Annotated in this window: 21 protein-coding genes; 10 read left to right on the top strand and 11 right to left on the bottom strand. The window is 65.3% G+C overall.

Features of this window, described 5'->3' with window-relative positions; translation table 11 throughout:
- Nucleotides 1-6: 6 nt before the first annotated feature.
- Together KBA48_RS08790 and KBA48_RS08785 are read right to left on the bottom strand one after the other, a co-directional pair.
- On the bottom strand, nucleotides 7-921 hold the full coding sequence (locus KBA48_RS08790) for a nitronate monooxygenase family protein (RefSeq protein WP_292905303.1): 915 nt from the start codon (nucleotides 919-921) through the stop codon (nucleotides 7-9).
- Entirely contained in the window at nucleotides 918-2,084 is a 1,167-nt protein-coding gene (locus KBA48_RS08785) for a hypothetical protein (RefSeq protein ID WP_292905301.1), read from the bottom strand. Before KBA48_RS08785 ends, KBA48_RS08790 begins: the two co-directional genes overlap by 4 nt.
- Before the next feature lie 309 nt (nucleotides 2,085-2,393).
- Between KBA48_RS08785 and KBA48_RS08780 the strand changes: the two genes are divergently transcribed.
- Entirely contained in the window at nucleotides 2,394-4,100 is a 1,707-nt protein-coding gene (locus KBA48_RS08780; protein WP_292905299.1) for a class I adenylate-forming enzyme family protein, read from the top strand.
- Nucleotides 4,101-4,142: 42 nt separating this feature from the next.
- On the opposite strand, the gene KBA48_RS08775 is transcribed toward KBA48_RS08780, so the two are convergent.
- From KBA48_RS08775 to KBA48_RS08755, 5 genes are all read right to left on the bottom strand, one after another.
- The gene (locus KBA48_RS08775; protein WP_292905297.1) at nucleotides 4,143-5,198 is read right to left on the bottom strand and encodes a hypothetical protein; all 1,056 of its coding nucleotides are present in this window, start codon (nucleotides 5,196-5,198) and stop codon (nucleotides 4,143-4,145) included.
- Nucleotides 5,195-5,971, bottom strand: a complete 777-nt coding sequence (locus KBA48_RS08770; RefSeq protein WP_292905295.1) for an SDR family oxidoreductase — start codon at nucleotides 5,969-5,971, stop codon at nucleotides 5,195-5,197. Before KBA48_RS08770 ends, KBA48_RS08775 begins: the two co-directional genes overlap by 4 nt.
- Nucleotides 5,968-6,534: a nuclear transport factor 2 family protein gene (locus tag KBA48_RS08765; RefSeq protein WP_292905293.1), complete on the bottom strand. Its 567-nt coding sequence runs from the start codon at nucleotides 6,532-6,534 to the stop codon at nucleotides 5,968-5,970. The genes KBA48_RS08770 and KBA48_RS08765 overlap by 4 nt, the downstream gene beginning before the upstream one ends.
- Before the next feature lie 96 nt (nucleotides 6,535-6,630).
- Complete coding sequence (locus KBA48_RS08760) at nucleotides 6,631-7,578, bottom strand: helix-turn-helix domain-containing protein (protein WP_292905291.1); 948 nt, start codon at nucleotides 7,576-7,578, stop codon at nucleotides 6,631-6,633.
- A 70-nt stretch (nucleotides 7,579-7,648) separates the two neighbouring features.
- Nucleotides 7,649-8,146: a limonene-1,2-epoxide hydrolase family protein gene (locus KBA48_RS08755; protein ID WP_292905289.1), complete on the bottom strand. Its 498-nt coding sequence runs from the start codon at nucleotides 8,144-8,146 to the stop codon at nucleotides 7,649-7,651.
- A 182-nt stretch (nucleotides 8,147-8,328) separates the two neighbouring features.
- On the opposite strand from KBA48_RS08755, the gene KBA48_RS08750 reads away from it, so the two are divergent.
- Nucleotides 8,329-9,807, top strand: a complete 1,479-nt coding sequence (locus tag KBA48_RS08750; protein ID WP_292905287.1) for a carotenoid oxygenase family protein — start codon at nucleotides 8,329-8,331, stop codon at nucleotides 9,805-9,807.
- 201 nt (nucleotides 9,808-10,008) lie between these two features.
- Here KBA48_RS08750 and KBA48_RS08745 read toward each other — a convergent pair whose 3' ends face one another.
- Genes KBA48_RS08745 through KBA48_RS08730 form a run of 4 tightly spaced genes read right to left on the bottom strand, consistent with a single transcriptional unit; the run spans nucleotide 10,009 to nucleotide 12,046 of the window.
- Entirely contained in the window at nucleotides 10,009-10,683 is a 675-nt protein-coding gene (locus tag KBA48_RS08745) for an MIP/aquaporin family protein (protein WP_292905285.1), read from the bottom strand.
- Nucleotides 10,680-11,186: an arsenate reductase ArsC gene (locus KBA48_RS08740; protein WP_292905283.1), complete on the bottom strand. Its 507-nt coding sequence runs from the start codon at nucleotides 11,184-11,186 to the stop codon at nucleotides 10,680-10,682. Before KBA48_RS08740 ends, KBA48_RS08745 begins: the two co-directional genes overlap by 4 nt.
- A 37-nt stretch (nucleotides 11,187-11,223) precedes the next feature.
- A complete protein-coding gene (locus tag KBA48_RS08735) occupies nucleotides 11,224-11,697 on the bottom strand; it encodes an ArsI/CadI family heavy metal resistance metalloenzyme (RefSeq protein WP_292905281.1) in 474 nt (157 codons plus the stop codon).
- Entirely contained in the window at nucleotides 11,666-12,046 is a 381-nt protein-coding gene (locus KBA48_RS08730; protein ID WP_292905279.1) for a helix-turn-helix transcriptional regulator, read from the bottom strand. The genes KBA48_RS08735 and KBA48_RS08730 overlap by 32 nt, the downstream gene beginning before the upstream one ends.
- A gap of 201 nt (nucleotides 12,047-12,247) precedes the next feature.
- On the opposite strand from KBA48_RS08730, the gene KBA48_RS08725 reads away from it, so the two are divergent.
- The 8 genes from KBA48_RS08725 to KBA48_RS08690 all read left to right on the top strand — a co-directional run bounded on the left by KBA48_RS08725 (nucleotide 12,248) and on the right by KBA48_RS08690 (nucleotide 22,580).
- Nucleotides 12,248-13,453 carry a DUF1624 domain-containing protein gene (locus KBA48_RS08725; RefSeq protein WP_292905277.1) on the top strand — a complete coding sequence of 402 codons (1,206 nt, stop codon included), beginning with the start codon at nucleotides 12,248-12,250 and terminating at the stop codon, nucleotides 13,451-13,453.
- A 274-nt stretch (nucleotides 13,454-13,727) separates the two neighbouring features.
- Nucleotides 13,728-15,875 carry a TonB-dependent receptor gene (locus tag KBA48_RS08720; protein WP_292905275.1) on the top strand — a complete coding sequence of 716 codons (2,148 nt, stop codon included), beginning with the start codon at nucleotides 13,728-13,730 and terminating at the stop codon, nucleotides 15,873-15,875.
- Nucleotides 15,876-15,965: 90 nt separating this feature from the next.
- Nucleotides 15,966-16,892: a glyoxylate/hydroxypyruvate reductase A gene (locus tag KBA48_RS08715; RefSeq protein WP_292905273.1), complete on the top strand. Its 927-nt coding sequence runs from the start codon at nucleotides 15,966-15,968 to the stop codon at nucleotides 16,890-16,892.
- A gap of 174 nt (nucleotides 16,893-17,066) precedes the next feature.
- Entirely contained in the window at nucleotides 17,067-17,735 is a 669-nt protein-coding gene (locus KBA48_RS08710) for a haloacid dehalogenase type II (RefSeq protein ID WP_292905271.1), read from the top strand.
- A gap of 201 nt (nucleotides 17,736-17,936) precedes the next feature.
- Nucleotides 17,937-19,223: an FAD-binding oxidoreductase gene (locus KBA48_RS08705; protein WP_292905269.1), complete on the top strand. Its 1,287-nt coding sequence runs from the start codon at nucleotides 17,937-17,939 to the stop codon at nucleotides 19,221-19,223.
- Between the two features lie 8 nt (nucleotides 19,224-19,231).
- Complete coding sequence (locus KBA48_RS08700; protein ID WP_292905267.1) at nucleotides 19,232-20,758, top strand: ABC transporter substrate-binding protein; 1,527 nt, start codon at nucleotides 19,232-19,234, stop codon at nucleotides 20,756-20,758.
- A 5-nt stretch (nucleotides 20,759-20,763) separates the two neighbouring features.
- A complete protein-coding gene (locus tag KBA48_RS08695) occupies nucleotides 20,764-21,744 on the top strand; it encodes an ABC transporter permease (RefSeq protein ID WP_292905265.1) in 981 nt (326 codons plus the stop codon).
- Nucleotides 21,741-22,580, top strand: coding sequence for an ABC transporter permease (locus KBA48_RS08690; protein ID WP_292905263.1), 840 nt, complete (start codon nucleotides 21,741-21,743; stop codon nucleotides 22,578-22,580). Before KBA48_RS08695 ends, KBA48_RS08690 begins: the two co-directional genes overlap by 4 nt.
- Nucleotide 22,581 lies beyond the last annotated feature (1 nt).

Genomic DNA, 22,581 nt, shown 5'->3' with positions numbered 1-22,581 from the left:
TCGCGGCTAAAGACGGCCTGCGGCGGCGTCATAGCCCCGCCGCAGGCCGACCGCGATCTCGGCCACCGGTTCCACCGCGTGGATACCGCCCACGCCCTGGCCGGCGGCCCACAGGTCTTTCCAGCGTTTGGCCGGGTCGCCGCCATAATCGCGGGTGACGGGCCGGTTCAGGTCGGCGGGGTCATAGCCATTGGCCAGCAGCGACGGTTTCAGCCACGACGCCGGGGTGCCGGTGATGGCGGCGCTGACCACCAGATCGTCGATGCCGGACGTGACCACCATGTCCTTGTAGGCGGGCACGGCCAGGCTTTCCGCCGCCGCGATGAAGCGGGTGCCCAGCAGGGCCAGATCGGCGCCGGCGGCGATGGCGCCCGCCACCCCGGCCCCGTCGCCGATGCCGCCGCCCACGCACAGGATACCGTCGGTCAGCGACCGGGCCGCCGCGATGAAGGCGAAGGGCGACAGGAAACCCGTATGCCCGCCGGCCCCGGCCGACACGCAGACCAGCCCGTCCACCCCCGCCGCCACCGCCTTTGCCGCCAGAGTCATGTTGACGACATCGGCCAGGACGATGCCGCCATAGGCATGCACCGCCTCGATCACCGGCTTGGGACTGCCCAGGGCCGTGATCACGATGGGCGGCCGGTGGCGGTGCAGGACGGCAAGATCGGCGGGCAGACGGCTGTTGCTGGCATGGGTGACCAGATTGACGGCCCAGGGCGCGTCGATGCCGGGCCGCAGCGCCGCCGCGATGGCGCCCAGCCAGCGGTCCAGTTCGTCGGCCGTGCGGCAATTATGGGCCGGAAGGGCGCCCACCATGCCGGCACGACAGGCGGCGACCACCAGATCGACGCCCGACACCAGGAACATGGGCGCCACCATCACGGGCAGGGTCAGGCCCGGCAGGCGATGGCCGGTCACGACAGCCGCTCCACCACCATGGCCACGCCCACACCCTGCGCGCCCGTGGCCACGACCAGCCCCAGCGTGCCCTCCGCCTCGTCCAGCGCGTCCAGCAGGGTGGACAGCAGGATGGCACCCGTGGCGCCCATCGGATGGCCCTTGGCCAGATGGCCGCCGCTGACATTCACCCGCGCCGGATCGACATCGCGGTCGCGCAGGAAGGCGGCGATGGTGACCGCGAACGCCTCCATGAACTCCACCCTGTCCATGTCGCGTAAGCACAGGCCGCTTCGGGCCAGCGCCTGATCCATGGCGGTGAAGCCGGCCGTCAGGCTGTCACGCGGATCGCCGCCGGCTTCGGCCCAGGCCAGGATACGGGCGCGCGGCAACCGGCCACCGCCGGCTTCCGGCCCGCCGACCAGGGCCAGGGCGGCACCGTCGGCCATGGGCGGGGCATGGGCCACCGTGTGGCGATGGTCGATCTCCACATCCCCCAGCGCCTCACGATATTGCGCGGCCAGCCTTGGAAAGGCGGGGCGCAAGGCGGCCAGGCTCTCGGCACTGGTGGGACGCGGCAACTGTTCGGTCGACAGGCCATCAACCGCGATGCGCGAGGCATGAAGGCCCGGGCGGGTTTCCGCCGCCGCCGCCCGCTGCTGTGACGTCAGGGCGACCGCATCCAGTTCCGCACGCCCCACCCCCCATTTCATGGCCAGCAGGTCGGCGGCCAGCGACACGGGGATATAGCGGCGGGGGACCGGCAAGTCGCTGGCCATGTAATAATCGGCATTGTCGGCCATGAAGGCGACCCGCGACAGCATCTCCACCCCGCCGGCCAGCACCGACCGCGCCTGCCCGGCAGTGACCATCGATGCGGCCTGACCGATGGCCGACAGGCCCGATGCGCAGAAATTGTTGATCGTATGGACGGGCACGCCATCGGCCACCGCCCCCCGCATCTTGGCCACCATGGCGATATGCCCGCCCTGGGGTCCCACCTGTCCCACACAGCCCACGATCATCATGTCGGCCGTCCGGTCGGCATTCCACCGCCCGCGCCCGGCCAGCGCACCGGACAGATGGGTCAGCAGCGAACCGGGATTCTGTGCGGCCAGCCCGCCCTCCGTCGCATGCGCGCGCCCGCGCGGCGTGCGCACCGCGTCATGGATGAAAGCCTTCATTCGCGCGCTCCGCGATGGTTATCAACCAGCCGAAGGTTTGGCCTTTGGCTGGTTGAAGGCCGCCGACCGGCGGCCCGCCGCTCATGCGGCGCGAGCCAAGGGTGCGGATGCACCCGCCCGGCGATTGAGGGCCGCCTTGATGCTGACCTGTAGTCAGCGTCAGGGCGGATTGGTATGACATGGCCCATGGCAAATACCCCACTCTCCTGAATATTTCGTCCGGCAACTCTCTTGATCGCCGCCGTTGGTATTGTTATGAAAGTCACATAATGCGGCCGATGACAAGGGCCTATCCAAGGGGAGGCAAGGATGTTCTGCACCGATGCGGCGCGTATCGCCGATTATGAGGGACGGGGATGGTGGATGGGGATCACCGTCGACGCCCTGTTCCAGGAGACGGCGGCGCAGTGCGGGGATGCCCTGGCCCTGGTCGATCCCGTCAACCGGCAACAGCTGGACGGACAGGCGCCGGAACGGCTGAGCTGGGCGGAAATCCGCGATCGGGTGGAACGGATGGCGGCGGCCCTGCTGGATCAGGGGCTGCGCAAGGACGACATTGTCTGTGTCCAGTTGCCCAATACGGCCGATGCCGTGATCCTGTTCCTGGCCGCCTCCCGCCTGGGCCTGATCGTCAGCCCGGTGGTGATGCAATATCGCGAGCATGAGCTGTCGCACATCCTGGACCGGACGGGCGCCGTTGCTTTCATTACGATACCCATGTTCCATCGACATGACCATGCCGCCATGGGGGCGGGCCTACTGGCCAGCCGTCCGGGCACACGGCTGCTGACCCTGGGGCCGGCATCGCAGGGGGTGGATCTGCGGGCCGCGATGGAAGCGACCGACCCGGCCCAGGTCGCGCCCTATATCGCGGCCCACCCGACGGCGGCGGGAGAGGTGCTGACCATCTGCTGGACCTCGGGCACGGAAAGCCGGCCCAAGGGCGTGCCGCGCGACCATAATCACTGGGTCCTGAATGCACGCATCGTGGCGGAGGCCGGGGGCATGCGCGACGGCGACGTGCTGCTGAACCCCTTTCCCCTGGTCAATATCGGGTCCATCGGCGGACAGGTGATGCCCTGGCTGCTGCTGCGCGGGCGCATGGTGCTGCATCACCCGTTCGACCTGCCGCTGTTCCTGACCCAGATCGCGGATGAGGGCGTGACCTACACCATCGCCCCGCCGGCCATCCTGACGGCCCTGCTGAAGCAGCCCGAACTGCTGCGCCATACCGACCTGTCGCGGCTGCGGGCCATCGGGTCGGGGTCGGCACCCCTGTCGCCCTGGCTGATCCAGGGCTGGCTGGACCAGCACAATATCCAGATCTGCAACATCTTCGGTTCGAACGAGGGGGCGTCCCTGTTCTCCGGCCCCGGCGATGTGCCCGACCCGACGGAACGCGCCCGCTACTTCCCCCGCTTCGGCGCGGCGGGACAGGATTTCACCGGCATCATCCACCGCGTCGTACGCACCCGTCTGGTCGATCCCGACAGTGGGCAGGAAATCACCATGCCGGGCCGTCCGGGGGAATTGCGCATCACGGGGGCCGCGACCTTCAGCGGCTATTGGCGGTCACCGGAACTGACGGCGGCGGCGTTCGATGACCAGGGCTGGTTCCGCACCGGCGACCTGTTCGAAATCGCGGGCGAGGGCGCCCTGTCGCGCTTCTACCGGTTCGTGGGAAGGTGCAAGGAAATCATCGTGCGCGGCGGGGTCAATATCTCGCCAGCCGAGCTGGATGATCTGCTGACCGGCCTGCCCCAGGCGCGGGAGGCGGCGACCGTGGGCATTCCCGACCCCGACCTGGGTGAACGGATCGCGGTGGCCCTGGTGCCGCGCGACGGGGCGGAACCGACGCTGCAGGATGTCGTGGACTGGCTGAAACGCGCCGATGTCGCGGTGTTCAAGCGGCCGGAACGGCTGGTCCTGCTGCCCGCCCTGCCCCGCAACGCCATGAACAAGGTGCAGCGCGACCTGTTGCGCAAACAGGTGATGGCGGCACTGGACGCGGCGTAAGCGGCTGGCGGGGGGGGCGGCGTTACCGTCCCCCGCCTTCATTCACCGCGATACCTGATGCGGCGTCGCCAGCGGCCTGGTCAGCAGGCCCGGTGCGGCGGCGCAGACGATGGGAATGGCGTTGATCACCGATCCCGCCACCGCGATCTGTTCGGCCGACACGCGGGTGGTGTCGGACGGGTGCTTGGACAGGTCCACGGCGATGCGCACGCCCGGTTCCCCCTCCACCCTGATCTGCCAGAGCGGCGGCTCCGGATTGTCCAGATGCGCCGTTTCCATGTACCAGTGGATGGAAATGGTCAGCAGCTTCCTGCCGCCGGCAAACCCGTTCCAGCGCCAGTTCACATGCGAGATGCCCCCCTGCTTCAACAGGCCGGCACCGATTTCCAGGTCGCGGGTGGCCCCGAAAACCCTGTGATCCGTCTCCACCCGGTCCAGGGTCAGGCCCAGATGGCTGGCGGTTGCCGCCAGGGCATCGGCATACATGCCGTTCAGGGCCGATGCCGGCCCCCAGGCGCCGTCATTGGCATCGACCGTCGCCGGATCGCTGCCGAAACCCAGCACGCCGAACACATAGTCGGGGCTGCGCACCGCCTGACAGGGCACGCTTTCCACGATCTCCACATGGTCCAGGCGCGAACAGATGCTGGTCGCGACCACGGCCAGCTGTTCGGCCGCGAAACCGGGATTGAGGCCGGCGCCCATCAGCGTCGATCCCCCCTGCCGGCACGCCGCCTCCAGGGCCGCCCGGCGTTCGGGTGACAGGGAATGCGGCTGGGAATAGCCATTGATGGAAATGACATTTTTGCCCGAGGCCAGCAGCCGGATCAACTCGGCATCATGCGAGCCGTAGGGCGGGGCCAGCCGGGCGCAATGGATGACCACATCGGCATCCAGCGCCAGGATTTCCTCCACATCGCGGGTGGCCTTCACGCCGGTCGGCGGACGTCTGGCGATATCGCCGGCATCCTGGCCCGCCTTGGCCTCCCCATAGACATAAAGCCCGACCAGTTCCACCGACGGGCAATCCAGCAGGGCGCGCAGGCAGGTCTTGCCCATGGCGCCCGTGGCCCATTGGATGACGCGATATTTCTTCATTTCCCCGTTCCTTCCGCCTGCCAGCGCGCCTGCAATTTGGCCATGCGCTGCACCATCGACAGGCGCAGGCGATGGGGATCGCGGGCCAGAAAGGCGCGCACCTCCACCGCGTGGCGGTCCGTGTCATGTTCCTCCAGCCCGTGGCGCACGGCCAGCAGGCCCGCCCTGGCGATGTCGCGGGGGCTGGCCTTGTCAACGCCCTTCACATGTTCGGCCATGCGGGTATCGACCGACCCGACGATCAGCGACGTGACGGCCGTGCCCTGCCCCGCCAGTTCGGCCCGGATACAGTCACCGGCGGCGCGGGCCGCGAATTTCGATGGGCTGTAGCCGCCCATTTCCGGCACCGGCACGATGGCACCGGCCGACAGGACATTGACGATGGCCCCGCCGCCATTCGCCCCCAGGATGGGGGCGAAGGCCCGGCACATCGCCACCAGCCCGAAGAAATTGACCTCCATCTCGTGGCGCATCGACCCCATGTCGGGGGCCCGCATCAGGGTGTGGCGGTTGAAGGCACCGGCATTGTTGACCAGCAGCGATACGCCCGTGCAGGCCGCCGCCGCCGCCGCGACCTGTTCGGGGCGCGTCACGTCCAGCACGATGCCGGTCACCCTTCCATCCCCCATGGCGCTCAGCGTGGCCGCATCCTCGGCGCTGCGGGCGGCGGCATAAATATGCGCCGCCCCTTCGGCCAGCAGTTCCTCGACAAAGCCCAGGCCGATGCCGCGATTGGCGCCCGTGACCAGGGCGGTGCATCCCTCGATCTTCATTGCCCCGCCTCCTTGACCATGTCCTCCGCCCGCGCCTGGTACAGCACGTCATCCGGCTTGCGGGTGCCGCGCACCAGGATGGACGGATCGGGCGCGATCATGCCGCGCCCCCAGCTTTCATTGGTCGGCATCTCCTGGCTCCAGTCCCAGGCCAGGCGGCGATGGGCGATGGCCCAGCGGCCGTTTCGCCGTTCGAACCGGTCGATGGCCCGCGCCATGGTCAGGCTGTCCACCGTCTCCCCCTCCTTCCCACCCTTCACCGGCAGGCGGGCGAAGGTCAGGTAGTGGCATTCGGTCCAGGCCGTGTCTCCCTCCAGTTCGATCAGGATATTGGTGACCGAATGGCTCATGCGCGGGGCGCGCGGCAACATCTTGCGCATCAGGGCGACATACTCGCGCGCAGGGCCCTTGAAGGTGCCGCCATGATCCTCGATGGCATCGTCATGATAGGCGGCTTCGATCAGATCGGCATCGCCACGGTCGGCGCCGCGCGCATAGGCGATCAGGATGTCGCTGATGATCTGCCGGTCCAGCAGGTCGGACAGCGTGGTGGGGGCTGCCATGGCTTGTTTCCTCCCGGTTTGATGGGCGCACTCCGCCCTTCCGCGCCGCGACGGGGCGGGCGGAGAGGCAAAGGCCGATAAGGGTGACGGATGCCGTCAGGCGGGGACGATCGTCCCCGGCTCCACGATGTCGAACGTCACATCCTGCGGCGCGATGATGCCGCGGCAATGCGAACAGACGACCTTGGCATCCAGCCCGTGGTTGCATCCCTTATGGGTCAGCAGCAGGGGCGGTCCTTCGGGGGAGACATAGAACTTGTCCCCCCATTGCATCAGCATCAGCAGGGCCGGGAAATAATCCAGGCCCTTGCGGCGGACGCGGTATTCGTAACGCGGCGGGCTGGTCGCGTACTGGTGCTGCCGGATCACCCCGATCGACACCAGCCAGGCCAGCCGTTCCGACAGGACATTGGTGGCGATGGCCGTATCGCGGCGGATATCGTCGAACCGGTTGATGCCGGTGAAGATGGACCGCATGATCAGGCTGGCCCAGCGGTCGCCCATGAGCTGCGCGCCCGTCTTAAACAGGGATGTGCCGACGATACTGTCCCGCTGCTGGCGGCGCTGGCTGTAGAGCGGGGCCATCCAGCCCACGCCCGGCCCTTCCCGCCAGGTGACCTCCGTCGCGTTGAAATTTTCCCCACAATGGCCGCAGGCGGGTTCCGGCGTGAACTGGTGCCCACAGACCTTGTGGGTCAGTTTCACGCGGATTTCCCCGTCTTGGTCGGCCCAACGCTGTTCCCAGCGCAGCAGCATCAGCGTGACCCAGTACAGGTCCCGCCCCTTGGGCCCCAGCACATATTCATAACGCGGCGGGCTGCTGGTATAGAGCCGGCGTTCGAAGATATGGGATTCGACCAGCTTTTTCAGCCGGTTGCTGAGCAGGGCCTTCAGCAGGCCGGTACGCTGATGGAACTCGTCGAACCGGCGCACGCCCAACCACGCCGCTTCCAGCGTCAGCAGGGTCGGCGTGTCGCCAACGATCTCCAACGCCCGCCAGATGGAGCAGGTACGGATCAATGTCTGACTGGTCTGACTGGTCATGCTCACCTGAACGGCCCAACCCCATAAAGTGCCGACCCCGGCCAACCCCATGGCCAGGGCCGTGCCCCGATCAATGGGCGCCGTGGAAATCCTGCTTCACGCCCATTTCCGACAGAAGCTGCGCCCGATCATAGTATTCGCGCCATTCCTTGATCTTGTCACCTTCGACGTCGATCACGCCCACGACCGGCACCGCGCCCTCATGACCCTTGTAGGTGAAACGGTCCACCCGCTCCACAAAGATGACGTCGCCGACGCGGCCCATGTTGCGGATGTCCAGCTTGATGGCCGACACACCGGCGCCCAGGGCGATGATGCGCTCGGATATCGCCTCGCGCCCCACGACCGGGGGGATCATCATCGAATGCAGAACGCCGTCCTTGGTGAACAGCTCCCCCACCAGGGGCCAGTTCTGACTGTTCCAGGCCTCGATCATCCGTTCGACGACCGCGATCTTGGGGTCTTCGGCACCCATCTTCTTCTCCGTCTTCTGTGTGGCATAGGCCGGAACTGAGGCTGCGGTCAGCGCCAGCATGACCAGCGCCATACCCGCAATCAGGGTTCGCATCTTCGCCCTCACCTGTTTCGTGGTATCAGTATGCAAGGCACATCTATGCGTCAGAAAACTGCTTTAATCAACGGCACTGAGCAAAATTTTCTAACTTGCATAAACATACTAATAGTGTTAATCGGAAGGTGGATACCCTGTCGTCATGTCCGTGGCTGTCCATCAAGAACAAGAGGTTGGAAATGAATGTCGTGCGTCTGGCGCCGATCGTGTCGAGCCTGCGTCCCAGCAACCATCCCTATCTGAACGGTGCCTGGACCCCGTTGATGGAGGAGGTGAATGCCTGGGACCTGACCGTGATCGAAGGGTGCATTCCCGACGACATTGACGGAGTCTATCTGCGCAATACGGAAAACCAGGTGCATGAGCCGCTGGGCCGGCACCATCCGTTCGACGCCGACGGCATGATCCACCAGATCGATTTCCGGGGCGGCAAGGCGTCCTACCGCAACCGCTTCGTGCGCACCCGCTGTTTCCAGGCCGAGCAGCAGGCCGGAAGGTCGCTGTGGGGCGGCATCATGGACCGGCCGGGCGTGTCCACGCGCCCCGGCTTCGGCGCCCATGGCGGCGTGAAGGACAGTTCCAGCACCGATATCATCGTGCATGCCGGCAAGGCGCTTTCCACCTTCTACCAGTGCGGGGAAGCCTATGTGCTGGACCCGGAAACGCTGGAACAGTCGGGCGTGGCGCCCTGGGTGCCGCTGGACGGCATCTCCGCCCATCCCAAGGTGGACGAGGCGACGGGCGAACTGCTGTTCTTCAACTATTCGACCCACGCCCCCTATATGCATTACGGCGTGCTGGACGCCGACGGACAGGTGACCAACTATGTCCCCATCCCGCTGCCGGGGCCGCGCCTGCCGCACGACATGGCGTTCAGCCGGAACTGGTCGATCCTGAACGACTTCCCGATGTTCTGGGAACCGTCGCTGCTGGCCAAGGGCCTGCATGTCAGCCGCTTCCATCCGGAGATGAAGTCCCGCTTCGCCCTGATCCCGCGCCATGGCAAGACCGAGGATATCCGCTGGTTCGAGGCGGAACCCACCTATGTCCTGCACTGGTTGAACTGCTATGAGGAGGGGGACGAGGTCGTGCTGGACGGGTATTTCCAGGAAAACCCGCAGCCCGGCCCCCTGCCGCGCGAGGATGAGCACGGCCATTTCATGGCCTTCATCGATGAACATAGTTTCCGCCCCAAGCTGCACCGCTGGCGCTTTAATCTGGCGACCGGGCAGACGACGGAACAAAGGCTGGACGACCGCAACCTGGAATTCGGCATGTTCAACCAGACCTATGCCGGCCGTCCCTACCGCTACGCCTATTCCACCACCACCAAGCCAGGCTGGTTCCTGTTCAACGGCTATGTGAAGCATGATCTGGTGACAGGCGAGAGCTGGACCCTGACCCTGCCCGAGGGCCGTTATGCCAGCGAAAGCCCCTTCGCCCCACGCGTGAACGCAAAGGATGAGGATGACGGCTATCTGGTCAGCTTCATCATTGATGAGAACCAGGGCACGTCGGAATGTATCCTGGTGGATTGCAAGCGGTTCGCCGACGGCCCCGTCTGCCGTATCGCCCTGCCGCACAAGATCAGCAGCGGCACCCATTCCCACTGGGCCAGCCGTGCCGAACTGGACAAGGCCAAACGCCGGAAGGAATGACGGGGCCGGGGCCGCCTGGAACGCCTTATTTATTTGACGACGTCGAGGAATAGGTCCGGGACAGTTCCCCACCCAAACGCACAAGATCGCAACGTGCTTCAGCCACCGGCACGTTCAAACCGACCCCAAAGCCACCGAAACACGCTCAACAGAAAATCCGCCTTGATCATTCATGGTCAAGGCGGATTGGTTTTATAGAACTTATCTTATTGCAGTTGGGCGCAGGGCGCGATCCAGGACCAGGGCGGCCAGTAGGCCCGCCAGTTGGGCCAGGATAAAGCCCGGCACGTCCAGCGGGCGGATGCCCGCAAAACTATCGGTCAGGCTGCGGGCCAGGGTGACGGCGGGATTGGCGAAACCCGTGCTGGCCGTGTACCAGTAACCGGCCATGACGGCCAATGGCACGGCATAGGGCAAAACCGCCATCGTGCCGCTGCGCAGGGCGCGCAGGATGATGGTCAGCAGAACCAGGGTGGCAACCATTTCCGACAGCCATTGACCGGGACCTGTGCGGACGGTCGCGGACATTTGCAGCAGGGTAAGGTCGAACATCGCGTGGGCCAGCAGTACGCCCGACACGGCGCCGATCCCTTGTACCGCAAGATAGGCCGGCACCCGTGTCCACGGGAAATGACCCGTGGACGACAGCGCCAGCGTTACGGCTGGGTTGAAATGCGCACCCGACAGCGGTCCGAACATGTGGATCAGGGCCACCAGCGCGCCACCGGTGGCAATGGCGTTGGCCAGCAGGGCGATGGCGCCATTGCCGCCGGCCAACCGCCAGCCCATGATGCCGGATCCGACGATCACGGCTAGCAGCAGCGCGGTGCCAAGCCCCTCTGCGACCAGGGCCTGCAACAGGGGCGGACGGATCATGCTTCGTTGTCCCGGCCCATCGCATCCATCCGGCGCTTCAATGCCATCCGGTCCAGCGTGGCCAGCGGCAGGCTGGTGAAGATGGCCAGCCGGCGCTCGATCATACGATAGACATCGGCGGTGAAGGCCGCCTTTTCGGCATCGGTGCCGGTGGCCGAGGACGGATCGGGAAAGCCCCAATGCGCCGTCATCGGCCGGCCGGGCCAGATGGGGCAAACCTCTCCCGCCGCCTGATCACAGACGGTGATGATAAAATCCAGGACCGGGGCGCCAGGCTGGGCGAATTCCGACCAGTCCTTGGACCGGGCACCCGACAGGTCATAGCCCAGCCGGGTCAGCAGATCGTGGACATACGGATTGATGCGGCCCGACGGATGGCTGCCGGCGCTATAGGCCTTGAACCGCCCCTGCCCCATCCGGTTCAGGATGGATTCCGCCATGACGGAACGAGCGCTGTTATGGGTGCACAGGAACAGCACGCTGTAGACGCCAGTGTCCAGCATGGCGGATCTCCGGATCAGAATAACGAGCAGGAAAGGCTCAGGCGGCGGGGCCGCAGCAGGCGGATTTCGCCTTCACCACCGGCACCGTCGTGGGTGCGGCGGTGGAGGCAAGGCGCGGGTCAATGGCCGTGGCGCCGCCGCCATAGGTCGCACTGCCGTCATAGGTATGGAAGACTTCCCAGGACAGGCCGGCCGGGTCGGTGACCCAGGACTTCTCCGACTTGGCATAGCAGCAGGTCGTGTGCCCTTCTTCCAGCACCGGCGCGTCAGCCTGGCGCAGGCGGCCATAGACTTCGGCCAGTTCATCGGCGCTGTCCACCTGGATGCCCAGATGTTCAACGCCGGGCGTGCTGTCGCGCATGGAGATGGCAAAATTCACGCGCGGATCGTCCAGCATCCACTTGGCGTAATCATCCTTCAGAACCGTGGGCTGGGCCGCGAACAGGGTGGAGTAAAAACGGACGGACTGGGCCAGATCGTCAACAGCCACATGCAGGTGCAGGCGTTTCATCGGTGTGTTCCTTCTGTTCAACGACACAGGCCACGCTGCCCGCCCCTTCCCCGCAGAGTTCGGGCCGGCCCTGGCAGCAATCTTCCATCAGGAAGGCCAGGAGACGGCGTGTCCCCGCATAGTCGGTGGCGTAGAAAATCTGCCGCTGCACCCGCCAGGACCGGAGCAGTCCCGCCCGGTCCAGCGTGGCAAGGTGATGCGACAGGGTGGAGGCGCCAACGCCAAGGCGTTCCGCGATTTCCCCCGCATTCAACCCGTCCGGACCCGCCCGCACCAGCAGCCGGAAAATCTCCAGCCGGGTGGATTGGGCCAGTGCGGACAGGGCATCGATGGCTTGTGTCTTTTCCATAATTCGAGAATTATCGAATTATCACGACGCAGTCAAGAGTCATTTCGACATTGATCGAAATATCCGCCTGCTGTCCACCGCGCCCATTTCGGCAGCATTGACTGCCGCCCCCCGTATTTCCGCATATACGCACCGCATGCAGGGATAATCTGATCCAAGACGCCGGAAAAAGGCGCATCGCAGCGGACGGGGGTTCACGGCATGACCAGCATTACGGGTATGGACGGACAGACAAAAGCAGCCGGTGCCGGCAGGACACTGGCCGCCGCCAAGGCACATGCGCGTCTGGTGGCGATCGACGCGTTGCGTGGTCTGGTCATGGTTTTTATGCTGGTGGACCATGTGCGGGAAACCTGGTTCCTGCACATGCAGGTGACGGACCCGGTCGATACGACGACCACGGACCCGGCGCTGTTCTTCACGCGCCTTCTGTCCACCTTCTGCGCACCGACCTTTGTGGCGCTGACCGGCCTGTCGGCCTGGCTTTACGGCCAGTCGCACAGCAAGGCCGAGACCTCCATGTTCCTGCTGAAGCGCGGGCTGTTCCTGATCTTCCTGGAACTGACCTTCGTGGGCTTCGCCTGGTCGGCGCAGTTCCCGCCGCAGACTTTCTGGCTGCAGGTAATCTGGGCCATCGGCATTTCCATGATCGCGCTGGCCGGGCTGCTGCATCTGCCGCGCGCGGCGCAGGTGGTGCTGGGTCTGGTCATTGTGCTGGGGCATAATCTGCTGGACCCGATCCGGCTGGCGCCCGGCGATGCCTTTTTTGAGATCTGGGCCGTGCTGCACCAGCGGTCGGTGATCGAGCTGGGCGGCGGTCTGATCGCCAAGACCACCTACCCCATCCTGCCCTGGATCGGCGTAATCCTGCTGGGCTATGCCACCGGTCCCTGGTTCGCCAGGGGGGCCGACGCGCTGGTCCGCCGCCGCCGTCTGATCCTGACGGGCAGCATCATGCTGGCGGGGTTTGTGGTGATCCGTGCGCTGAACATCTATGGCGACAAGCCCTGGGTGCCGGGCGTCGACACGCTGCACAGTGTCATGGCCTTCCTGTCGCTGACCAAATATCCGCCGTCGCTGCTGTTCCTGCTGCCGACGGTGGGCACGGGCGTGCTGCTGCTGGCGCTGTTCGAGAAGTATCAGGACAGCCGGATCATGCCGTACCTGGCCATGTTCGGCGGTGCGCCCATGTTCTTCTATCTTCTGCACCTTTATGTGCTGAAGGCGCTGTATCTGGTCGCGGTCGCCCTGTACGGGCTGAACAAGGGTCAGTTCTTCGGCGTGGACAATGTCTCCACCGTCTGGGTCTGGGTCGCCATCCTGCTGGTGCCGCTGTACCTGCCCACCCGCTGGTTCGCGGGCCTGAAGCAGCGCCGCCGCGACATCTGGTGGCTGAAATACCTGTAAGCGCGCCGAAAAAGCGCGGGTTTTCGCCCCGGCATAATCCGCGCATTTGAGCCCTACAACAATACAACACACCGCCGCAACCGGCCGCTTCGAGCAAAATTATCTGCCGTACGGCCTAAGCTGATCGGGTGAGGGGAAAGAGACCGCGGGTCATTCAAAAAAGGTCTTGCCCCAGAGGAACGTTATAACATAACAGGCGGCACGAAATAACGGCCCGGCAGGGCCAGCGCCGCGAAGAGTGAACAGCGGAGCAGCTTCACAAAGGGGATCAACGATGTATGCGACTAACCGGTTCCGCCTGGCGCTTGCCGCCACCGCCGCCTGCGTGGCTCTCGCCCCTGTGGCGACCGCCCAACCCGCCGATGGCGCCTTGGAAGAAATCATTGTCGTAGGCCAGCGTCAGGCCTATCGCGGCGATGTCGCCCTGAAAGAGACGCCGCAGGCCATCCAGGTCCTTGACGGTGAGTTGCTCCAGGATCTGGGCATCACCAAGCTGGAAGGCGCCCTGGAACTGGCTTCCGGCATCGCCAAGCAGAATAATTTCGGCGGCCTATGGGACAGCTTTGCGGTCCGCGGCTTCGCCGGCGACGAGAACTTCCCCAGCGGCTTCCTGGTCAACGGCTTCAATGGCGGCCGTGGTTACGGCGGCCCGCGCGACGCGTCGAACGTGGAGCGGATCGAGGTGCTGAAAGGCCCCAACTCCGCCCTGTTCGGCCGTGGCGAACCCGGCGGCACGGTGAACATCATCACCAAGAAGCCGGAATTCAAGACCAAGGGCAGCGTCGCCGCCTCGGCCGGCAGCTATGACACCTATCGTGTCGAAGGCGACATCACCGGCCCCGTCACGCAAAGCATCGCCATCCGCCTGAACGCAGCGTATGAGGATGCGGGCAGTTTCCGCGACACACTGGACAGCAAGAAGCTGGTCGCTTCCCCCTCCATCCTGGCGGTCCTGACCGAGGACACGACCGTGTCCTATGAGATGGAATATGTGGACCAGAAGGTGCCGTTCGACCGTGGCATCGTGGCCGTGAACGGCGATCTGGGCGCCCTGCCCCGCGCCCGTTTCCTGGGTGAACCGGGCGACGGCCCCATCCAGATCGACGTGCTGGGCCATCAGGTGCAGTTGCAGCACGACCTGGCTGACGATTGGTCACTGCTGCTGGGCGGCAGCTATAAGGAGACCTCCTTCGAAGGCTTCTCCACCGAGGCCGAATTGGCGGGTGGGCGCCAGACGCTGAATTCCACCAACCAGTACCTGTCGCGTCAGCGCCGCCAGCGCGACTATGACACTGAACATGGCGTGGTGCGCGGTGAACTGTCCGGCACCTTTACCACCGGCGCATTCACCCATCACCTGATCACGGGTGCCGACTGGGACAAGTTCACCATCGACACTTTGCAGCGCCGTTACCGTCCGCCGGCCTATACCGCCGGCCGGCCGATCACCACGGCCAACAATGCCATCGACGTCTTCAATCCCGTCTATGGCAACCTGCCCACGCCCAACGCCGTGCTGACCAACACGCACGAGGTTCAGGACGCCTGGGGTATCTACCTGCAGGACCAGATCGACATCACGGAGAATTTCAAGATCCGCTTCGGCGGCCGTTATGACGATTTCAAGCGCGACCTGCGGGACAATGCCGTCGCCCTGTCGGCCACCAATCCCAAGGTCCGCTCCTACAAGGAATTCAGCCCGCAGGGCGGCATCGTCTATAACGCCACGGACGAGATCAGCCTCTATGCCAGCTATGGCAAGGGTTTCCGCCCCAACAGCGGCAGTTCCGCCAATGGCACTCTGTTCGAGCCGGAAAAGTCCAAGTCGTACGAGGTGGGCGCCAAGTATGAGAGCGATGACGGCAAGCTGAACAGCACGGTGTCGCTGTACACCATGAAGAAGACCAACGTGCTGACGGCCGATCCCGTCAATGCCGGCTTCTCCATGGCCGTCGGGTCCGCCCGCAGCAAGGGCGTGGAATTCGACCTGAACGCCAAGCTGCCGGCTGATACCCGCCTGTTCGTCACCTATGCCTATACCGATGCCGAGGTGGCGGAGGATTTCCTGGACCCCAACTTCGCCCTGCCGATCCGCGAGGGTGACCCGCTGATCAATGTGCCCAAGCACACGGCCAACCTGATGCTGTTCAAGGATTTCGAGCTTGGCGAGGGTACCGCCAGCGTCGGTGGCGGCATCAACCATGTCTCCAAGCGCCTGGGTGAGACGGGTGTCAGCTTCTATCTGCCCAGCTACACGCTGGTGAAGCTGCAGGCCTCTTACGAGCCGACGGAGCAGGTCAAGGTGTCGGTCGATGTGAACAACCTGTTCGACAAGCGCTACTACGCTTCTTCCTACGCCCGACTGTGGGTGGCGCCCGGTACGCCGCGCACCGTCACCGGTCGGGTCAGCTACAGCTTCTGATCCCTGTACCACTCCTTGTAAACTCGACACCCCCGCCCGCTGGTTCCCCCTGGGCGGGGGTTTTTGTTTGTCCCGGCAGGAGCATATCCCATGGCTTTCCTGTTCAAATCATCGGCCGAACGGGGCCGTGTCTGGGGTGAGGCCTTCGCACGGCTGGCGCCCGATGTGCCGTTCCGGACCTGGCCGGATATCGGCGACGCCGCCGATATCCGGTATCTGGCGGCCTGGACCGTGACCCGCGACTTGCTGCACGGATTGCCGAACCTGGAGGTTCTGTTCTCCGTGGGGGCCGGGGTGGATCAACTGGACCTGTCGCAGGTGCCGGCCCCGGTGAAGGTGGTTCGCATGATGGAGCCGGGCCTGACCGACGGCATGGTGCAATACGCCACCTTCGCCACCCTGGCCCTGCACCGCGAGATGCTGGATTACCGGCAGGCGCAGGCTGACCACCGCTGGGCACCACGTCCCCTGCTGCCGGCGGACGGACGGCGGGTCGGTGTGATGGGGCTGGGCAATCTGGGCAAGGCAGTGCTGGCGGCCCTGCGTCCCTTCGGTTTTCCGCTGCGCGGGTGGAGCCGGTCGGGTGGCACGGTCGAGGGCGTGGAAATCTTCGCGGGTGCCGACGCCCTGCCCGCCTTTCTGTCGGGCTGCGACATCCTGATCTGCCTGCTGCCGCTGACCGGGGACACGCGCGGCATTTTGTGCCGCAAAAGCTTCCATCTTCTGCCGCGCGGTGCCGCCATCATCAATGTCGGGCGTGGCGGGCATCTGGTGGAGGCGGATCTGCTGGCCGCATTGGATAGCGGCCATTTGTCGGGTGCCGTCATCGATGTGCTGAATACCGAGCCGGCGGCGGCCGACCATCCGTTCTGGTCGCATCCCCGTATCCTGTTGACGCCGCATGTGGCCAGCCAGACCCGCGATGATTCGTCGGCGGAGGTTCTGATCGCCAATATCCGCCGCCATCAGGCCGGCCAGACCATGCAGGGACAGGTGGACCGGACGCGGGGATATTGAGCGGAAGATGGTGCGGCAGAACATGCCGCACCGGTGCCGGGGAAATCCGCATTCCCTGCCGTCCCCTCCCCGCTTTCAGACAGATGTTCCGGTTCCGCCATGGCCTAATATCTCTTGTGCAGGGGGCTGGACGGCCCCTCCCGATCTTCACCGCAGCAATGGAAAGACGACGCCATGGCCCCCTTCCGGCCCAAATACATCTCCTTCGACTGCTATGGCACGCTGACCCGTTTCCGTATGTCGGAGATGGCGCGCGAGATGTTCCCGGACCGTATCGCGCCGGAACATATGGAAAAGTTCTGCAAGGACTTTTCCGCCTATCGCCTGGACGAGGTGCTGGGCGCCTGGAAGCCCTATGATCAGGTCATCCACAATGCCGTGGAGCGCACAGCCAAGAAGTGGAAGGTCGAATTCCGGCCCGAGGAAGCCCGCCGCATCTATGACGCCGTGCCCACCTGGGGCCCGCATCCGGATGTGCCGGCCGGCCTGTCCAAGGTGGCCAAGGAAATCCCGCTGGTCATCCTGTCCAACGCCATGAACGAGCAGATCCACCACAATGTGGCCCTGCTGGGTGCCCCGTTCCATCGCGTCTATACCGCGCAGCAGGCCCAGGCCTACAAGCCGCGTTTCCAGGCGTTCGAATATATGTTCGACCAGTTGGGCTGCGGTCCGGAGGAGATGATGCATGTCTCCTCCAGCTTCCGCTATGACCAGAACAGCGCGACCGACCTGGGCTTTGGCGCCCGCGTCTTCGTGGCGCGCGGCCATGAGCCGACCAACCCCAATTATCGCGATTACGAAATCCCGCATATCGGCATCCTGCCGGCGCTGCTGGGGCTGTGAGTTATCCGTTAACGCGCTTTTGTGTCACCCCCTTGATGAGCGGGGGCCCGGCATAAGGCGCAGTCAGCGCCGATATGACCGGTATCGCGGCAGACGCCGCTCTGCGCCGGGTCCCCGCTTCCGCGGGGATGAGGAGAGGAGCGGCGAAGGTCGCAGCAATACCATCAAGCAGCTTTCACAATCGCAACCCGGTGATCGTCCATGACCGCTTCGCAAACCCTTTCCTACTGGCTGGACACGGCCCCCCGCTTTACCGGCGGGGCCGCGGGGCCTGTTGAGGGGCGCGTGGATGTGGCTGTCATCGGGGGGGGCTTCACCGGCCTGTCGGCAGCCCTGGCCCTGGCAAAGCGAGGCGCCAGCGTCATGGTGCTGGAGGCAGGCCGGGTGGTGGGCGAGGCGTCGGGCCGCAATGGCGGCCAGTGCAACAGCGGCACCGCCCACGACTTCGCCGCCCTGGCCGGCCGTTTCGGGGTGGAGACGGCGCGGAAGTTCTATCAGGCGCATGTCGATGCCGTGGATGATGTCGAACGGATCGCCCGCGAGGAAGGGATCGACTGTTCCTTTCGCCGCTGCGGCCGGCTGAAGCTGGCAGCCAAGCCGGAACATTATGACAAGCTGGCCCGCGCGGCGGAGACGCTGGCGACCGTCGATCCCCATGTCCGCCTGCTGTCGCGGGCCGATCTGGCGTCGGAAATAAGGTCCGACGCCTTTCATGGCGGCCTGCTGCAGACCACCAGCGGCCAGTTGCATGTCGGCAGGTTCGGCGTGGGTCTGGCCGAGGCGGCGGCGCGAAAAGGGGCCGTCATCCATGAAGGCGCACCGGTCGTTGGCCTGACCAATGCCGCCAGCGGCGGCTGGGAACTTCGGACACCGAAGGGAAATATCCAGGCCAAACAGGTGCTGGTGGCCACGGGCGGGGCCAGCCCCGTCGGTCCCTTCGGCTGGTTCCGGCGGCGCATCGTGTCGGTCGGGTCCTTCGTGATCGCGACGGAGCCCCTGCCCGAGGCGCTGACGGCCGGCCTGTTCCCCGGCAAGCGCAACTATGTCACCAGCAAGAATATCGGTAACTATTTCCGCCTGTCGCCCGACAACCGCCTGATCTTCGGCGGCCGCGCCCGGTTTGCCGTGTCGGACCCGCTGTCGGACGCCAAGAGCGGGCGCATTCTGGATGCGACGCTGCGGGAGATGTTCCCGGCGCTGAAGGATGTGCGGGTGGATTATTGCTGGGGCGGCATGGTCGACCTGACGGCCGACCGCCTGCCGCGCGCCGGCGAGCATGACGGCATCTTCTACGCCATGGGCTATAGCGGCCATGGCACGCAGATGGCGGTGCATATGGGCGAGCGCATGGCCCGGGTCATGGGCGGCGACCGTTCGGCCAATCCCTGGGCCGATCTGTCCTGGCCGCCCGTGCCGGGCCATCTGGGCAAGCCCTGGTTCCTGCCGCTGGTCGGCCTTTACTATCGTATCCAGGACATCCTGCATTGAGGGGCCCCATGCGCCTTTCCCGACGCCAGATGCTGGGCACAGGCCTGGCCGCCGGCATGATGCCGCTGCTGATGCCCCGGCTGGCCGGCGCACAGACCCGGCGCGGCGGCCATGTCACGGCCGCCTGCATGTCCAGTTCCACCGCCGATACGCTGGACCCCGCCAAGGGGGCCTTGTCCACCGATTATTGCCGTCACGCCATGTTCTATAACGGGCTGACGGATTATGACGAGAATGGCCAGCCCTATCTCTGCCTGGCCGAAAGCCTGGACAGCGCAGACCAGATGACCTGGCACGTTGTCCTGCGTCCGGGTGTGACGTTCCATGACGGCAGCAGCCTGACCGCCGATGACGTGGTCTTCTCCCTGCTGCGCCTGCAGGACCCGGCATCGGGATCGAAGGTCAAGCCCATCGCGTCGCAGATGGCCTCTGTCCGGGCCGTGTCGCCGCGCGATGTGGAGATCGTGCTGACCAGCCCGAATGTCGATCTGCCGTCGATCCTGGCGCAGTCGCATTTCAGCATCATCAAGGCCGGGACCACGGATTTCAGCAAAGCCAACGGTACCGGCCCGTTCCGATGCCAGACGTTCCAGCCCGGCGTGCGCACCGTCGGCGTGCGCAACGAGGATTATTTCCGCGAGGGCCGCCCCTTTCTGGACAGTCTGGAACTGATCGGCATCCCGGATGAGGTGGCGCGGGTCAATGCCCTGCTGTCGGGCGACGTGCAGATGATCATCGCGGTCAATCCACGCTCCACCCGCCGCATCCGGGAAAGCGGCACGCATGATCTGCTGGTCACGCCCTCGGGCCTTTACACCAACCTGATCATGCGCCGCGACGGCAAGCCCACGGGCAGCCCGGATTTTGTGCTGGGCATGAAGTATCTGTTCGACCGCGAGTTGGTGAACCGGGCGCTGTTCCGGGATTACGCCACCATCGGCAACGATCACCCGATCCCGCCGTTTCACCCGTTCTTTCGTGCCGATCTGCCGCAACGGACATTGGATCTGGACAAGGCGCGGTACCATTTCGCCCACGCCGACCTGCCCTCAACGCCGCTGCCGCTCTATTGCTCGCCGGCGGCCGAGGGGTCGGTCGACATGGCGTCGGTTTTGCAGGAATATGGTGCCAAGGTGGGGGTGAAGCTGGCAGTGAACCGCATGCCGGCGGATGGCTACTGGTCCACCCATTGGATGAAGCATCCGCTGGGCTTCGGCAACACCAACCCGCGGCCCACGGCCGATCTGGTGTTCAGCCAGTTCTTCAAGTCGGATGCCGCCTGGAACGAAACCGGCTGGAAGAATGAACGGTTCGACCGGTTGCTGCTGGAAGCCCGCGCCCAGGGTGACTTTGCGCTGCGCAAGGAAATCTATGGCGAGATGCAGGAAATCGTGGCGGCCGAATGCGGCACCGCCATCCCCGTCTTCATCAACCTGATCGACGGGTTCGACAAGCGGGTCAAGGGCCTGCGTCCCATCCCGCTGGGCGGGTTCATGGGCTACAAATTTCCTGAACATGTCTGGTGGGAGGGCTGATCGCCATGGCCGGACCCGCGACCCGTGGCCTGCTGGCCACCGCCCTGCCCCTGATCGGCAAACGCATCGCGTCGGGTGCGCTGACCTTGCTTCTGGTCTCGCTTGTCGTGTTTTTCATCGCCCAGCTTCTGCCCGGCGACGCCGCGCAGGAAATGCTGGGCCAGGCGGCCACCGCCGATGCGGTCGCGGCGCTGCGGGAAAAGTTCGGTCTGGACCGGCCCGCACCGGAACGCTATGTGCGTTGGCTGGTGGGTATGCTGACCGGTGATCCAGGGTATTCGCTGGTGGCGAACATGGCCGTGGCCGATGTCATCGCCGCGCGCCTGCCCAATTCGCTGCTGCTGGCGGCCTTGTCGGCCCTGGTGTCGGTGCCGGTGGCGCTGACCATCGGCATCCTGTCGGCCATGCACCGCGACACAAGGCTGGACCGGGGCCTGAATGTGGCGACCCTGTCCATGGTGGCCCTGCCGGAATTCCTGGTGGCCACGGTGGCGGTGCTGATCTTTTCCGTCCAGTTGCGCTGGCTGCCGTCGATCGCGCTGATCCCCGCCGATGCCAGCCCCTGGCTGGTGTTGCGTTCGCTGGCCATGCCGATCCTGTCCCTGTCGGTGATCGTGATCGCCCAGATGGCCCGCATGACCCGCGCCGCCATCATCCAGCAGCTTAACCAGCCTTATGTGGAGATGGCGCTGCTGAAGGGTATCAAGCCGGCGCGCGTGGTGCTGACCCATGTGCTGCCCAACGCCATCGGCCCCATCGTCAATGCCATGGTGCTGTCGCTGTCCTATCTGCTGGGCGGGGCCATCATCGTCGAGACGATCTTTAATTATCCGGGTCTGGCCAGCCTGATGGTGAATGCCGTCACCAGCCGCGACATGCCGCTGCTCCAGGCCTGCGCCATGATCTTCTGCACGGCATATCTGCTGCTGGCGCTGGTGGCCGATACCGCCGCCATCCTGGCCAACCCGAGGCTGCGCAACCGATGAAGAACGCCATCCGATCCTGGGTGAAAGCCTTGTCCGGCAGTGGCCGCGTGGGCCTGTCGCTGGTGATGCTCTGGCTGTTCCTGGCGGTTTTCGGACCGTTCCTGGCGCCTTATGACCCCGGTGCCTTCGTGGCCCATGACGTGTTCGCCGGCTTCACCGCCGCCCATCCGCTGGGCAGCGATTATCTGGGCCGCGATGTGCTGAGCCGGCTTCTGTCCGGGGCGCGCTACTCTGTCGGGCTGGCGCTGGCCGCAGCCTTGGTGGCCAGCACGACGGGCACGGCGCTGGCCCTGGTCACGGCGGTCAGCCCGCGCTGGGTGGACGAGGGGATCAGCCGCTTTGTCGATACACTGATTTCCATCCCGTCCAAGATCCTGTCGCTGGTGCTGGTGGCGGTGGTCGGCTCCTCCCTGCCGCTGCTGCTGCTGGTGGCGTCCATCACCTATTTCCCCGGCGCCTTCCGCATCGCCCGTTCGCTGGCCGTCAATCTGGCGCAGATGGATTATGTGCAGGTGGCCCGCTGCCGGGGCGAAGGGGCCGTTCATATCGCGCTGCGCGAAATCCTGCCCAACATGATCCATCCCATGCTGGCCGATTTCGGGTTGCGTTTCGTGTTCATCGTGCTGCTGCTGTCGGGCCTGTCCTTCCTGGGTCTGGGCGTGCAGCCGCCGGATGCCGATCTGGGGTCGCTGGTGCGCGAGAACATTTCCGGCCTGGGCGAGGCGGCGCCCGCCATCCTGATGCCGGCCATCGCCATCGCCACCCTGACGGTGGGCGTCAACCTGCTGATCGACTCACTGCCCGGCCGCGGCCGCCGCATCGCGGGGAAGGAATAAG

It is taken from the genome of Niveispirillum sp. (assembly GCF_017996735.1).
Taxonomy (GTDB): domain Bacteria; phylum Pseudomonadota; class Alphaproteobacteria; order Azospirillales; family Azospirillaceae; genus Niveispirillum.
The sequence above is the reverse complement of the archived record's forward strand: the minus strand, read 5'-3'. Positions and strand labels throughout refer to the sequence as shown.

Coding starts and splice junctions, on each gene's coding strand:
- KBA48_RS08720 (WP_292905275.1), top strand. CDS start 13,728: ATGTATGCGACTAACCGGTTCCGCCTGGCGCTTGCCGCCACCGCCGCC.
- KBA48_RS08695 (WP_292905265.1), top strand. CDS start 20,764: ATGGCCGGACCCGCGACCCGTGGCCTGCTGGCCACCGCCCTGCCCCTG.
- KBA48_RS08710 (WP_292905271.1), top strand. CDS start 17,067: ATGGCCCCCTTCCGGCCCAAATACATCTCCTTCGACTGCTATGGCACG.
- KBA48_RS08725 (WP_292905277.1), top strand. CDS start 12,248: ATGACCAGCATTACGGGTATGGACGGACAGACAAAAGCAGCCGGTGCC.
- KBA48_RS08730 (WP_292905279.1), bottom strand. CDS start 12,046: ATGGAAAAGACACAAGCCATCGATGCCCTGTCCGCACTGGCCCAATCC.
- KBA48_RS08765 (WP_292905293.1), bottom strand. CDS start 6,534: ATGGCAGCCCCCACCACGCTGTCCGACCTGCTGGACCGGCAGATCATC.
- KBA48_RS08735 (WP_292905281.1), bottom strand. CDS start 11,697: ATGAAACGCCTGCACCTGCATGTGGCTGTTGACGATCTGGCCCAGTCC.
- KBA48_RS08705 (WP_292905269.1), top strand. CDS start 17,937: ATGACCGCTTCGCAAACCCTTTCCTACTGGCTGGACACGGCCCCCCGC.
- KBA48_RS08770 (WP_292905295.1), bottom strand. CDS start 5,971: ATGAAGATCGAGGGATGCACCGCCCTGGTCACGGGCGCCAATCGCGGC.
- KBA48_RS08760 (WP_292905291.1), bottom strand. CDS start 7,578: ATGACCAGTCAGACCAGTCAGACATTGATCCGTACCTGCTCCATCTGG.
- KBA48_RS08775 (WP_292905297.1), bottom strand. CDS start 5,198: ATGAAGAAATATCGCGTCATCCAATGGGCCACGGGCGCCATGGGCAAG.
- KBA48_RS08755 (WP_292905289.1), bottom strand. CDS start 8,146: ATGCGAACCCTGATTGCGGGTATGGCGCTGGTCATGCTGGCGCTGACC.
- KBA48_RS08745 (WP_292905285.1), bottom strand. CDS start 10,683: ATGATCCGTCCGCCCCTGTTGCAGGCCCTGGTCGCAGAGGGGCTTGGC.
- KBA48_RS08700 (WP_292905267.1), top strand. CDS start 19,232: ATGCGCCTTTCCCGACGCCAGATGCTGGGCACAGGCCTGGCCGCCGGC.
- KBA48_RS08750 (WP_292905287.1), top strand. CDS start 8,329: ATGAATGTCGTGCGTCTGGCGCCGATCGTGTCGAGCCTGCGTCCCAGC.
- KBA48_RS08715 (WP_292905273.1), top strand. CDS start 15,966: ATGGCTTTCCTGTTCAAATCATCGGCCGAACGGGGCCGTGTCTGGGGT.
- KBA48_RS08690 (WP_292905263.1), top strand. CDS start 21,741: ATGAAGAACGCCATCCGATCCTGGGTGAAAGCCTTGTCCGGCAGTGGC.
- KBA48_RS08780 (WP_292905299.1), top strand. CDS start 2,394: ATGTTCTGCACCGATGCGGCGCGTATCGCCGATTATGAGGGACGGGGA.
- KBA48_RS08785 (WP_292905301.1), bottom strand. CDS start 2,084: ATGAAGGCTTTCATCCATGACGCGGTGCGCACGCCGCGCGGGCGCGCG.
- KBA48_RS08740 (WP_292905283.1), bottom strand. CDS start 11,186: ATGCTGGACACTGGCGTCTACAGCGTGCTGTTCCTGTGCACCCATAAC.